Here is a 13,637-nt window from a genome sequence, read left to right as displayed (position 1 = left end):
AGCTCAAAAAAGCAATCTCATGCAAATATTTGCATAGGTGAGAATGGTATGGCTCGATGTTCAGGTAATCAAGGTGAAAACCCTTGGGTGCCAGAAAGACATGTCAAGTTGGTGACGCGAATCTCCAGCAAAGCCAGAGTTGCTGTGTGCTGGCACACACAGGAAGCTCAGGCCCTGTAGCGCGATCACTCGGTTTTATCGTCTTTGCCCGAAGACAAATAATCAAACACAGCCAAACCCAAGCCTCCCAACAAGATGAGGGTGATGTCCAACTGGGGCAACTTGTAAATGTAGGGCAGCAGGAATGCTGCAACCAAAGCCAGACCTACGAGGCCGGTGAAGCGTTCAAGCGATTTCATGCCAGATTCCTTTTGACAAATTCAGACACCAGCCAACGCGCAGAGCGCATCAGACGTGCATCGTTTTGGTGAGCACCAACGGCCTGTACACCCAATGGCAAGCCATTGGACAGGTTCATCAGCGGCAAGTTGAGGGTGGGCAGACCGGCAAAACTCCAGGTGGTTTGCATGATCGGGTTGCCCGTCGATTCCAGCCCCACAGGGGCAGTACCCAGCGCGGCCGGGCACAAAATGGCGTCATAAGTGGCGAAGTACTCGTCGAAAGCACTCATGACATGGAACTGGCGGTCTTTGGCCACCAGGTAATCGGTGACCGGGATGGCCATGGCTTTGTCGATGCGCGCTTGCAGGGGCTCGCTCAACTGCGCGCGGCTGTGGAGCCATTCCTTTTGCAGACAAAACGCCAACTCGGACTCATTGATCGTAGCCAGCCAAGGCGCCACATTGCGCACGATGTCGGGCAAGGCCGCGTGTGTCACGCAGTCACCCAAGTGGTCCACAAAAGCTTCATAAGCTTCGCGGGCTTCGGGGTCGACCTGGTCCCACCAAGGTGTTTTGACAAAGCAAAACTTGGGCGGCAGCGGTGGCTCAGAGACCGCCATATCGTACAAACGGCGCGGGGCCTGTCGTGCGGTGGCGGCGTCATGGCCGTCGTCGCCCGTCAGGATCTCGGCCACACAGGCGATGTCGTCGAGGTTGCGGGCGAACACGCCCACTTCGTCGAGCGAGGGCGACTGGTCCAGCACCCCGGTGCGCGGCACCAGCCCGCGTGAGGGCTTGTACGCATAGACCCCGCAATACGAGGCAGGACGGATCACCGAGCCATTGGTTTGGGTACCCAGCGCCACGGGCACCATGCCCGCGGCCACGGCAGCGGCCGAACCACTGGACGAGCCGCCCGGCGTGTGCGCCGTGTTGTGCGGGTTGCAGGTAGGCCCCGCTTGGGTGGTGGCAAATTCCGTGGTCACGGTTTTGCCGAAGATCACGGCCCCCGCGGCGCGCAGGCGCGACACCACCGTGGCATCGCCCACCGAGTAACGGCCCTGGTGGATCGGGCTGCCGTATTCGGTGGGAAAGTCCATGGTGTCGATGATGTCCTTGACCGCCACCGGCACGCCATACAAAGGACCAGGCAAATGGCCGGCCGTGCGGTCGCGAAACAGGTTGTCTGCCTGCAGCGCCACCACCCGGTCATCGCGGTGCGCGAAGGCGTGGATATTGGCATCGGCGGCATCCACAAACTGACCCAATTTGACGGTGAATTCCTCCACCGTCTCCTGGCCGCTGAGCAAATGCTCGCGGATTTGCAGGGCCGTCAGTTCCGATATGTTAAGGGGACTGCCACTCATCACTGCTGCTTGAAGAAATCAGGGTTGACCACCGACTCGTCGTTGGGGTCACGCTCCATCTCCACCGACTGGTCGAAGAACACTTCAGGCAAATAGGTCACCATGGCTGGGAAGACATAGGTCATGGCCAGTGTGAACAAAATGATGTAAACAAAAGGCATGCACCCTTTGAAGATGGTGTTCAATTGCAGCGTCTTGGGTGCAACCCCTTTCAGGTAATAGGCCGACATCGCCATCGGCGGGGTCAAGAAAGCGGTCTGCAGGTTCACGGCGATCAAGATGCCGAACAAGATCGGGTCAATACCATACAAGGGCAGCAATGGCAGGAAGATGGGCACAAAGATGATGATGATCTCGCTCCACTCCAAAGGCCAGCCCAAGATGAAAATCAAAAACTGGGACAGCAGCAAGAACTGCAAAGGCGACAGGTTCAATGCCAGCATGAAGTCCTTGACCAGATTCTCACCGCCCAAGTAACCAAACACTGAGGCGAAAGTGGCCGAACCGACAAACAGGAAACAGACCATGGCCGAGGTGCGGGCCGTGAGGTAAACCGACTCGCGCAACCGCTGCCAAGTGAAGGCGCGGTAGACGATCGCCAAGATGATGCCGCCCAAAACACCCATGGCGGCCGCTTCGCTGGGTGTCGCCAAACCAAACAAAATAGAGCCCAACACCGACATGATCAAGACGGCCAAAGGCACAAAGGCCTTCAACACCATGACAATGCTTTCCCAGACGGAGTAATCGTACACATCTTTGGGCTTGGGACACAAAGAGGGATTCAGCGTGGCACGCACGATGATGTAGATCAGGTACAGAAAAGCCAAAGTGAAGCCAGGGATGATGGCCGCAGCGTACATCTTGACCACCGACACACTGGCTGTGGCCGCATACACAATGAGCAAGATGGAGGGTGGAATCAAGATTCCCAAAGTGCCACCTGCCGTGATCACACCACTGGCCAATTTTTCGTCATAACCGGCTTTGAGCATCGCCGGCAAGGCGATCAGGCCCATCAGGGCCACCACCGCGCCCACAATGCCGGTGGCTGTCGCAAACAGCGTACAAGTGACCAGTGCAGCCACGGCCATAGAGCCAGGAAGTGCACGCAAGCCGACCTGCAAACTCAAAAACAACTTGTCCAGGATGTTGGCGCGCTCAATGATATAACCCATGAACAAAAACAAGGGGATCGATATGAGCACATCATTGTTCATCACACTGAAAGTATTTTGTGTGAACAAGTACAAGATGCGGTTGTCCCAAATCAACTGGTCGGGCGTGAAATAGGCGTAAAAGCCAAAACCCATGCCCATGGCCATCATCGTGAAGGCGATAGGAAAACCGAAAAAGATAAAAACAATGAAGAGCCCCAGCATTAAAAGGGCGACAAACGGATCACTCATGATGATTCTTTCTCAGCGTGTTGTTGGATCAACACTTGTTCAAGTTCTTCGACATCGCTGCCGCGCGACAACCACTCGCCCGTGCGGATGCACACCAGGCAACGCATGACTTCTGCGGCACCCGCAATCAACAGCGTGACACCGGCTACAAAAATGATCGACTTCAGGGGCCAAACCGGCACGCCTGCTGGGCTGTTCACGCTGGACTCCAGGATGCGGGCGCTTTCGTAGGCGTATTGGCCACCCGTGAACACCATGGCAAAAATGCCGGGAAAGAAAAACACGAAATACAAAGCCAAATCCACTTTGGCTTGTGTGCGGTTGGGCCAGTTACGGTAAAAGAAGTCTCCGCGCACATGCGAGTTGCGCGAGAGGGCATAAGCACCTGACATCATGAACATGGCACCGTAGAGCATGTAGCTCATGTCAAACGCCCACACCGTGGGGCTGTTGAGCACATAACGCATGAACACCTCAAAACAGGTGGATGCGGTCAGGATCAGTACACACCAAGAAAAGGCGTGACCTATTGACTTGTTGAGGATGTCAATCCTTCGAATCCAAACTTCCATACGACTTACCTCTAGACAGACAAAAACAAAGGCTGCCGGAAACGATTCCGACAGCCTTCGGGGGGACTCTGTGATCAGACTGGCAGTTTGGTTTTCTGCACGTGTTCGTAAGCCATGCGGTAGTTGGCTTCGTTGGTGAAGTGGTAGAAGCCCACGCGGCGTGACCAGGCCTTGAACGAATCGTTCACTTCCTTGAACATGTCGACTTCTTTCTCCAACTTGGCCGTGACCACGTCCCAAGCCGCCAGCTGGCCCTTGTAGACATCGGCGCTGGTGCGAGAGACCTGAACCTTGTGCTTGACGATCAACTCCTGCAAGTCTTTGGAATAGTTATCGTGCGCCAAAGCGGTCGATGCGGTCGATGCGGCTTCGGCGGCGTACTTCAGCACAGCCTTCAAGTCAGCGGGCAAAGCGTTGTACTTGTCCTTGTTGAAGATGATCTCAAAGAATTCCTGAGCCTGGTGGAAGGAACCCATGGAATAGAACTTGGCCACGTCTTGCGCACCAAAGCGCATGTCGGCGGTGGGGTTGTTGAATTCGAAGGCATCGATCACGCCGCGCTGCATGGCGGGGACGATTTCACCGCCAGGCAACTGAGCCACAGCCATGCCCATTTCTTGAAGCATGTCGGCAGCCAAACCGATGGTACGGTACTTGAAACCTTTCAGGTCAGAAGCTTTCTTGGGTGGGGACTTCTTGAACCAACCCAGTGGCTGCGAAGGCATGGGGAAGGAGAAGAAGCCGACCACGTTCAGGTTCATCTTGGCAACCAGTTTGTCCCACAGCTGCTGACCACCACCGGCCTGAATCCAGCTCAAGCCAATATCGGGGGTGGCGCCGCTCACGGGGCCAGTGCCGAACAAAGAAGCCGATTTGTTTTTGCCGTACCAGTAGCCCGACACGTGGTGGCCACCGTCCAAAACACCTTTGCTCACGGCGTCGATGATTTCGAAAGGCTTGACCACAGCACCTGCGGGCAAATAATCGATTCTCAGGCGGCCGCCAGACATTTCGTTGACGCGGGTGACGTACTGCTGGGCCATCTCGCTGAAAATCTCATTGGTACCCCAAGAGCCTTGCATCTTGAAGACGATGGGGGCTTGGGCCACGGCGATCATGGGCGCGCCTGCCAGAGGCACAGCGGCAGCTGCGGTCGCTGCTTTGGCAAAGAAACGGCGACGGCTGGTTTCGGGCGCGTCGGCAGATTTTGTTGAAATATCTTGTTGAGCTGGGGTCATGGGTGTCTCCTGTTGAACGTGGAAGCGTAAAAAATTACTGCTCAGTAGCGAATTATGGAGGGTGGTCAAAAGTTAAAGCTAAGTGATAACCCTAACAGCCTTGTCATTTTTTTCAGCTGATTTAAGAAAAAAACTCAATCAGGCCACCAAATCAAAACCTTGGGCCTCAACACTCAAAAATCCCTCGGTGAAGTGAGCCAAGCGGGCATAAAACACCGCTTTGGGGTGCGCGATCACCGCTTGGCACATGAGCGATAACCAAGGCTTCACGTGTTGACTGAAGAACGCCATCTGATGGGTGAGATTGGACACCGCCACATCGTCCCCTGCGATCAGGTAGCGCATGACCTCAAAAACATAGGCCGCATGGTCTTCGGTTTCGGACATGTCCTGGCTTCGGCCCAAGCCCAGGGCGGCCAAATCGTCACGCAACCTGACCAGGGGTTTTTCGTTCAAAAAGCCACTCAAATAGTGCGACCCAAACAGGTAGATCTCGGGTTTGCCCACGCCGCCAAACAGTTGGCTGTACTCGGAGGTGATTTGATCCTGGGTCATTGCTCGCGCACTGGCCACCAATTCGCGCCAAGGCTCTTCCAGAAAAGCACCCGCATCGGGGGCTTCGGTCACGGCCACTTGCAGTTGACCCAGCAACTCCTCGCTGGGTGCGGCGTAAAAAAGCTGCGATAACAAGCCGTAGATTTCAGCACGGGCGGTTTCTTCGTCCAGCGCATGGCTGCTGGTAGACAGGTTCAGGTCTTGGCTCATGGCAACAACTTATCGGTTTTTGGGGGGCGATGAGCCATCGGTGATGCGCACCTGGTTCTCGTCGGTGAACATGTCGATGACGCGGCAATCACCGCACATCTTCAGGCGCTCCAGGGCTGGCCCTTGGAACATGCTGTGACCCGTCAGGCGACCCAACATGGTCTCAATCGCCTTGAGTGTGCCAAAAGGTTTGGCACAGCGGATGCAGGCGTAAGGCGGGCTGCTGTGCACCACCCGCGGCTGGGCGCGCTCAGGCATCAAGGACAAGCGCGGCTGCAGCGTGATGGCGGCTTCAGGGCAGGTCTTGGCACACAAGCCACACTGCACACAGTTTTTCTCCACAAAACGCAGCTCGGGCTGCATAGGGTTATCTTGCAAAGCCGAGGAGGGGCAAGCGCCCACGCAGCTCATGCACAGCGTGCACTTGCTGCCATCCACGGTGATGCTGCCCAGGGGCGAACCTGCAGCGGGCAAATCGAGCGCCTTGGGGCGGCTGTTATCGTCCATGGCCATCACAGGCGACTGCGCCATCAGGTGGTCAACGACCAGCTCCAGGTTGCTGCGCTTTTCAGCCTGCACCGCATGGCGAGCGGCCGTGGCCGGACCTGTGGGCAGGCTTGTGGCCTTGAGGCTGCGGGCGCACAGTCGCTGTAAATCGGCGTCCAAAGACGTGGCGGCTTTGGCTTCGATCAACTGGAAATGCACCCCGGTGTAACCCAGACCATGGAGCAGGCTTTGGGCCACGGCCATTTGTTCCATGAGCGCGGCGCGGTATTGCGGCGCTTCTTCGGCGGTGATCAGCACCATGACTTGGCGCGCACCATAGGCCACAGCCGAGAGCCACAGCTCCATGCCCACACTGGCGGTGTGCCACAGCGCCACAGGCATCACGCGGGCTGGCACGCCCTGCATGACGCCGAGCTGAGCACCCCGGCCCAGTTCGTCGATCAAGGCCTGGCCTTTTTCTTGGCTGTGCAGCAGCAGCGCCGCATCGCGCCCACCAGCAGCCTGGTAGGCCGTGAGCAATGCGCGGATCTTGGCACCCTGCTCCGCCGGACGCGGGTAGGCATAGGTGAGTGCCCCTGTGGGGCAAGCGGTGGTGCAGGCGCCGCAGCCCACGCACAGGTTGGGGTTGACCACGATTTGCTGGCGGCTTTTGTCGGAGCGCACGGCTTCGGCAGAGCAAATGTCAATACAGGCGCTGCAGCCGACTTGCTCGTTGCGGCTGTGGGCGCAGAGCTTTTGTTTGTAGGCAAAAAAGCGGGGCTTTTCAAACTCGCCCACCAGTTCGCGCACCTTGAGCAGGGTTTGCAGATCTTGACCGTCCCAGCGGAAGTAACCTTGCGGCAAGGCGTGCGAGGTGAAAGTGGGCGAAGCTTTGTCGCCGCGCAGGTCCAGCACCACATCAAAGCGCTCGGTTTGCGGACGGGCGTCGCGGCTGAAGTCGATGGCGCCAGCGGCCTCGCAGACCTTGACGCAGTCGCGGTGCGACGTGCAGCGCGACAGGTCCACCTGGTAATCGAGGCCAATGGCTTGCTCGGGGCAAGCGGCCACGCAGGCGTTGCAGCGGGTGCACAGGTCCAGGTCAATCGGGTTGCTGGCGTCCCACGACACCTCAAACGCGCCCAGCCAGCCCTTCAGTTCTTGCAAGCGACCAGCCACCACCGGAAAGCGCCGCTCTTGGCTGCCCCCGGCATGGCCCGGGCCGTGGGCAAAAATCGTGACCTGCATGGCATCGGCCAAAAAGCTGGCGGCGCGCTCAGCGGCATCGATCGCGCCGATGATGAGCACTCGGCCCTCGGATTTGTAGGTGACCGTGGGCACAGGCTCGGGTTCGGGCAGCCGGGCTGCGGCCAGCAGTGCGGCCATTTTGGGGGTGGCGTGTTCGGCCTCGCGTCCCCAGCCACCGGTTTCTCGGATGTTGACGAAACGGATCGGCGAAATAGCGCCTTCGGTTTGTTGGCCCAAGTCACTGAACAAACGTTTTTCTTGGGTGCAAGCCACCACCACGGTCTCGCCGGTTTTCACGGCTTTCTGGAATTGCCCAGCCTCGCGGCGGCACAAGCTGGTGTGCAGGCTTAATTCTTCACCCAGTGCTTTGCCCAGGGCTTGGGCTTGCAGGGGCATGGTTTGGTTGCAGTTGCAAATCAGGGTGGTCATGTTCTGGGACTGATCGTGGTGTTTGTGCTGCGCTATCCGGCAGCTCAGGCGAGTCGAAAGATTGCGGCGACTGTGCCACATTGGCTGAGCCTTCCGGCAAGGCGGGACTTTCATCAGGGTTTTCACGGATTGGGGCCGCATCACCCGTCACGCCCACAGCGTTGACAGGTCCCGAAGTGGCATCCTGGCTGGGCGGAAACAGATTCAAAAATTGCGCACCGACCATTTTTTGCAACATGCCTAGGGGCAAAGGGTCTGGCGTGTTGTAGTCACCGATGTAAATGTCCAGCCCGTCCATCACATTGAAATGGGGATCGGTGAAGAGTTTTTTAACCGCTGTGTTGCGCACATCGGCGGACACACCTGGCTGCATGAAGGGCTGAAAATCGGACGATGGAGTCAAAGCGCGCGCATCGTCCATGGACGGCAAAGGCGGACATTCCACTGCGGGATCGTTCGCCTTGGTGTTCGGATCGTTTGCAGCGGGGGGGACGTTGGAATGGGAAGGCAAATTGGCCTGACCGCCGACAACCGGCTCAGCCGGGCTGTTGACCGTCTTGGGCTGCACAGGTTCCGTGGTTTCAAGGCCCTGCTTGCGGCGCGACCAGCGGCTGAAGAAATGATCGCTCATGCTTTGCCCCCAGAACCTTTTCGTTGGCTGTCCGTGCTGACCGATGCCGGCTGACCAAACCGATCGGTCAAGCGCATGAAACTTTGGGGGCGCTGGCGCTTTTTCTCCTCGGGCACAAAGTGCTGGCTGGAAAAGTCTTGCAAGCACCTCACCACTTCGGGGGGTACAGGCACGGTCTCCACCGTCTCTTGGGCATCCATCCACCGACCCGCATCGTGGTAACTCAGGCTCACCGCTTGTGGCTCAGCCACAGGCTCTGAGCCATCTTCTTTGTCCACCATTCGCCACATCACAAAGTAACACGGTGTGGGCGAGGTCGCATTGAGCCAATAGCCCTCGGCATCGTCAGTGAACAATTCCAATCGCCAACCGGGGTAAAGCCACAAAGACTCTTCGTCGGTATGGCGCAAACGGCGGGGTTCTAGACCGAAACTTTCTTCATTGGGGACTACATCCGCCAACAACCAGCGGTGCGATTGCCAGCGTGACATGGCACCTCGCACAGCCTCGCGACGCATCAGCACTGCCATTTCAGACAAAACTTGAACTGACATATGTAAATTTTTACCCCACAAGAGATCGTCCTGTTCACCATGATGGTGAAAGGCAAGGTACCGACCTGGCCGTTCAGAAGGGTCTGATTATGCGGTGACCCCTGCCAGGGCTTCGACTCGGACCGCACAAAACTTGAACTCCGGTATTTTGCCGAACGGGTCCAAGGCAGCATTGGTCAACTCATTGGCCGCCGCTTCAACATAGGCAAAAGGAATGAATACCGCACCAGACGGTGTTCCGTCGTCTTGGCGCAGCAGCATTTCCACCGCACCACGGCGCGACGCTACGCGGATCCGCTGACCGGGTTTGAGGTCCAGGCGGACCATGTCTGCGGCGCACATCGAGGCCGTGGCCGCAGGCTCCAGCGCGTCGAGCACGCTAGCACGGCGCGTCATGCTGCCGGTGTGCCAGTGTTCCAGTTGCCGCCCAGTGATCAGCACCATCGGGTACTCGGCATCGGGCTGCTCGTTGGCCGGGATCAGGTTGGCCGTCATGAGCCGCACCCGACCATCGGCAGTGGGAAAGTGGTCATGAAAAACGATGGGCTGGCCCGGGTCCTCGGCGCTCACACAGGGGTAAGTGACCGAGCCTGCATTCAGGCGAGCCCAGTCGATGCCACCCAGGGTCGGGACCATGGCCTGGCGCATTTCTTCATAGACCTCGGCCACGCCTTCGTGCTCGCCTGCATAGTGCCAGTTCAGGCCCATGCGCTCGGCGATCTGCTGGATGATCCACAAATCGGGTTTCGCATCGCCCGGTGGCAGCACCGCCTGGCGGCCCATTTGTACCGTGCGGTCGGTGTTGCTGACGGTGCCGGTTTTTTCGGGCCAAGCACTGGCGGGCAGCACCACATCGGCCAACCAAGCGGTTTCGGTTAAGAAGATATCCTGCACCACCAGGTGCTGCAAACTGGTCAGCGCTTGCCGAGCGTGGTTCAGGTCCGGGTCGCTCATGGCCGGGTTCTCGCCCATGATGTACATGCCCCTGACCTTGTGCGGATCGCTGTCGTCGGCCAGCGCCTTGTGCATGATCTCGACCACGGTGTAACCAGGTTGGTCGTCCAGTTTCGTGCCCCAAAATTTCTCGAACCAGTCGTGCGCCGACTTGTCACTCACCCTCTGGTAATTGGGGTACATCATCGGGATCAGGCCCGCATCGCTCGCCCCTTGCACGTTGTTCTGGCCTCGCAGCGGGTGCAAGCCAGTGCCGGGGCGGCCAATCTGACCGGTGATGCTGGCCAGCGCGATCAGGCAGCGCACGTTGTCGGTGCCATGCACGTGCTGGCTCACGCCCATGCCCCACAAGATCATGGCGGCTTTGGCTGTGGCATAGGCACGCGCCACTTCGCGGAGGGTATCAGCCGGAATACCGCACACCGCGCTCATGGCTTCGGGTGTGAAGTCCTGCACATGGGCCTTGAGTTCGGCCACGTTGTCGGCACGCTCGCGCAAGAAGGTCTCGTCGCACAGGTTCTCAGTGACGATGACGTGCAGCATCGCATTGAGCAAGGCCACATCGGTGTCGGCTTTGAATTGCAGATTGCGCCAAGCATGGCGACCGATGTCGGTGATGCGCGGATCGGCCAACACGATGCGGGTGCCGCGCTGGGCGGCGTTCTTCATCCAGGTAGCCGCCACGGGGTGGTTGCTGGTGGGGTTGGAGCCGATCACGAGGATCAAGTCGGAATGCTCGACATCGCGCACCGGGTTGCTGACGGCGCCCGAGCCCACGCCTTCCAGCAAAGCCGCCACGCTGGACGCATGGCACAAGCGGGTGCAGTGGTCCACGTTGTTGCTGCCAAAGCCGGTGCGCACCAGCTTCTGGAACAAATACGCTTCTTCGTTGCTGCCTTTGGCCGAGCCAAAACCGGCGAGCGACTTGGGGCCGTGTTGTTGTCGCAACGCGTAGAGAGGCTTCGTCGCCAGATCGAGCGCCTCTTCCCAGGTCGCTTCGCGGAAAACTTCCTGCCAGTGGGTGTGGCCATCGATCAGGCTCAGGTCTTTGGCCACACCCGGCTTGCGGATCAGGGGCTTTGTGATGCGGTCCGGACTGTGGATGTAGTCCATACCGAAACGGCCCTTGACGCACAAGCGGCCTTCGTTGGCCGGACCTTCGCGGCCTTGGACGCTGACGATTTTTTCGTCTCGTACTTGATAAGTCACGAGACAACCCACGCCACAAAATGGACAAACGGAAGCGACTTCGCGGTCCACCTTCTGCGGTCCCATGTGGCTCTTGGGCATGAGCGCCCCCGTCGGGCAGGCCTGTACGCATTCGCCGCAGCCCACACAGCTGCTGCCGCCCATCGGGTCGGCCAGGTCAAACACCACTTGGGTGTGTGCACCGCGAAATGCGAGTCCAATCACGTCGTTGACCTGCAGATCGCGGCAAGCGCGTTGGCAGCGGTTGCACTGGATGCAGGCGTCCAAATTCACGGCCATGGCCGGGTGCGACAAATCGGCAGGCACGGCTTCGCGCTGGAGCGCGGCCAATGACGGGCGCACCTGCACACCGTGGTGCTCGGCCCATTGGCTCAACTCGCCGTGCGGGGCCTGTGCCCGATCGTCCAGCCATTTGTGACCCTGCTCGGGCAGGTCGGCCAGCAGCATCTCGAGCACCATCTTCTGGCTTTTGACGGCGCGCTCGCTGTTCGTCTGCACCTGCATGCCGGGCGTGGCGCTGCGGCAGCAACTCGGGGCCAGGGTGCGCTCGCCTTCCACCTCGACCACGCAGGCGCGGCAGTTGCCGTCGGGTGCCAAGCCTTCCTTGTGGCACAGGTGCGGGATGGCGATGCCCAAGTCTTTGGCGATGTTGAAAAGGCTTTGACCAGCAGGCGCTTCGACCGATTGGCCATTGAGGGTGAATTGAACCGTGCTCATGCTTTCACCTCTGCGCCCACTTCGTGTGGAAAGTAGTCCAACACACAACGGATCGGATTGGGCGCGGCCTGGCCCAGACCACAAATGGATGCGTCACCCATGACCTGCGCCAAATCTTGCAAGGTGTCGGCATCCCACACAGGACTGTCCATCAACAGCGCAGCCTTCTCAGTGCCCACTCGGCAAGGCGTGCACTGGCCGCAGCTTTCGTGCGCAAAAAAGCGCATCACATTCAGGGCCGCTTCGCGGGCGCTGTCGTGTTGGCTGAGCACCATCACGGCAGCCGAGCCGATGAAGCAGCCGTGCGGCTGCAGGGTATCAAAGTCCAAAGGCACATCGGCCAATCGCTCAGGCAAGATGCCGCCGCTGGCACCGCCGGGCAGGTAGGCATAGAGCGTGTGGCCTTCGGCCATGCCGCCGCAGTATTCATCGACCAACTCGCGCAAGGTGATCCCCGCAGGCGCGAGCTTGACGCCGGGGCGCTTGACACGCCCGCTGACACTGAAGCGGCGCAGGCCTTTGCGGCCGTGACGTCCTTGAGATGCGAAACTTTCTGCGCCTTGCTCGATCAGTTCGCGCACCCAAAACAGGGTTTCGAAGTTGTGCTCCAGCGTGGGGCGACCAAACAGGCCCACCTCGGCGATGTAGGGTGGGCGCATCCGCGGCTCGCCCCGTTTGCCTTCGATGCTTTCGATCATGGCCGACTCTTCGCCGCAGATGTAGGCCCCCGCGCCACGGCGCAGTTCGATGCGCGGCAGCGCGCAAGGCGGGTTCAATTTCAGCGCTGCCAATTCCTCCGTCAGCAAAACACGCGCCTCGTGGTATTCGTCTCGCAAATAAAGGTAAACCGCCTCGCAACCCACCACGCTGGCGGCGATCAGTACACCTTCCAGAAAACGATGCGGGTCGGCTTCCAGACAAGTGCGGTCTTTGAAGGTGCCGGGTTCGCCTTCGTCGATGTTCACCGCCATCAGGCGTGGGCCGGGCTGGCTGCGCACAATGCGCCATTTGCGGCCCGCCGGAAAACCCGCACCGCCCAAGCCACGCAGGCCAGAAGACTCCAAACACTGGATGACCGATTCGTGGTCTTTCAGACCGGCGGCCACTTGTAGGGCCAGCTGATAGCCCCCGGCATTCTTGTAATCATCGAAACGCAGTGCCTGGGGCAAGGCCAAGGGCTGCGTGCTGTTTTGTGCTACCAAACGGCTCACATCCTGGGCCGTGGCAAACGCCACAGCCTGCTGGCCCACTTGCGCCGCAGGGGCTTGCTCGCAGCGGCCCAAACAAGGCACAGGCACGACATTCACGTCCAGCAAATCGTTTTGCAATTGGCGCAGCAAACTGTCACTGCCGGCCAGGCTGCAGCTCAGGCTGTCGCAAACGCGCACAGTGATGCGCGGCGCAACTTCGTCGTCTTTCAGGATCTCGAAGTGGTGGTAAAAGGAAGCGACCTCGAACACCTCGACCACGGACAGCCGCATCTCGGCGGCCAGCGCCACGATGTGGCGCTCGAACAACCCGTGGAAATGGTCGTTCAGTTTGTGCAGGTGTTCGATCAGCAGATCACGGCGATGACCATTAGCGGGTGGCATGCCGATCAGGGCCTGCACCTCAGAACGGGCCTCTGGCAAGACCTGCCGGCCTTTGAGCTGGGTTCGGGGCTGGCGCAGTTGCTGGCGAACTTGGTCCAGGCCGATGTGGGTGGTATTCGCCATGCGTG

At 59.2% G+C, this 13,637-nt stretch carries 11 protein-coding genes; all 11 read right to left on the bottom strand.

The window, feature by feature from the left end:
* Positions 1-185: 185 nt before the first annotated feature.
* The 11 genes from ABWQ00_RS04395 to ABWQ00_RS04345 all read right to left on the bottom strand — a co-directional run bounded on the left by ABWQ00_RS04395 (position 186) and on the right by ABWQ00_RS04345 (position 13,632).
* Complete coding sequence (locus ABWQ00_RS04395) at positions 186-359, bottom strand: hypothetical protein (RefSeq protein WP_353237461.1); 174 nt, start codon at positions 357-359, stop codon at positions 186-188.
* Positions 356-1,708 carry an amidase gene (locus tag ABWQ00_RS04390; RefSeq protein ID WP_353237460.1) on the bottom strand — a complete coding sequence of 451 codons (1,353 nt, stop codon included), beginning with the start codon at positions 1,706-1,708 and terminating at the stop codon, positions 356-358. Before ABWQ00_RS04390 ends, ABWQ00_RS04395 begins: the two co-directional genes overlap by 4 nt.
* Entirely contained in the window at positions 1,708-3,117 is a 1,410-nt protein-coding gene (locus ABWQ00_RS04385) for a TRAP transporter large permease (protein ID WP_353237459.1), read from the bottom strand. The genes ABWQ00_RS04390 and ABWQ00_RS04385 overlap by 1 nt, the downstream gene beginning before the upstream one ends.
* On the bottom strand, positions 3,114-3,689 hold the full coding sequence (locus ABWQ00_RS04380) for a TRAP transporter small permease subunit (protein ID WP_353237458.1): 576 nt from the start codon (positions 3,687-3,689) through the stop codon (positions 3,114-3,116). The genes ABWQ00_RS04385 and ABWQ00_RS04380 overlap by 4 nt, the downstream gene beginning before the upstream one ends.
* A 74-nt stretch (positions 3,690-3,763) precedes the next feature.
* Positions 3,764-4,927 (bottom strand): TRAP transporter substrate-binding protein, encoded by a 1,164-nt coding sequence (locus ABWQ00_RS04375; protein ID WP_353237457.1) that lies wholly within the window; start codon positions 4,925-4,927, stop codon positions 3,764-3,766.
* Between the two features lie 138 nt (positions 4,928-5,065).
* A complete protein-coding gene (locus ABWQ00_RS04370; RefSeq protein WP_353237456.1) occupies positions 5,066-5,692 on the bottom strand; it encodes a TorD/DmsD family molecular chaperone in 627 nt (208 codons plus the stop codon).
* Positions 5,693-5,701: 9 nt separating this feature from the next.
* On the bottom strand, positions 5,702-7,819 hold the full coding sequence (locus ABWQ00_RS04365; RefSeq protein ID WP_353237544.1) for a 4Fe-4S binding protein: 2,118 nt from the start codon (positions 7,817-7,819) through the stop codon (positions 5,702-5,704).
* Positions 7,779-8,483 carry a DUF3306 domain-containing protein gene (locus tag ABWQ00_RS04360; protein ID WP_353237455.1) on the bottom strand — a complete coding sequence of 235 codons (705 nt, stop codon included), beginning with the start codon at positions 8,481-8,483 and terminating at the stop codon, positions 7,779-7,781. The genes ABWQ00_RS04365 and ABWQ00_RS04360 overlap by 41 nt, the downstream gene beginning before the upstream one ends.
* Complete coding sequence (locus ABWQ00_RS04355) at positions 8,480-9,037, bottom strand: DUF3305 domain-containing protein (RefSeq protein ID WP_353237454.1); 558 nt, start codon at positions 9,035-9,037, stop codon at positions 8,480-8,482. The genes ABWQ00_RS04360 and ABWQ00_RS04355 overlap by 4 nt, the downstream gene beginning before the upstream one ends.
* A gap of 87 nt (positions 9,038-9,124) precedes the next feature.
* Positions 9,125-11,917, bottom strand: coding sequence for a formate dehydrogenase subunit alpha (gene fdhF, locus ABWQ00_RS04350; protein WP_353237453.1), 2,793 nt, complete (start codon positions 11,915-11,917; stop codon positions 9,125-9,127).
* Entirely contained in the window at positions 11,914-13,632 is a 1,719-nt protein-coding gene (locus ABWQ00_RS04345; protein ID WP_353237452.1) for an NADH-ubiquinone oxidoreductase-F iron-sulfur binding region domain-containing protein, read from the bottom strand. The genes fdhF and ABWQ00_RS04345 overlap by 4 nt, the downstream gene beginning before the upstream one ends.
* Positions 13,633-13,637 lie beyond the last annotated feature (5 nt).

The sequence above is a fragment of the Limnohabitans sp. genome (assembly GCF_040400975.1).
Classification (GTDB): domain Bacteria; phylum Pseudomonadota; class Gammaproteobacteria; order Burkholderiales; family Burkholderiaceae_C; genus Limnohabitans_A.
The sequence above is the reverse complement of the archived record's forward strand: the minus strand, read 5'-3'. Positions and strand labels throughout refer to the sequence as shown.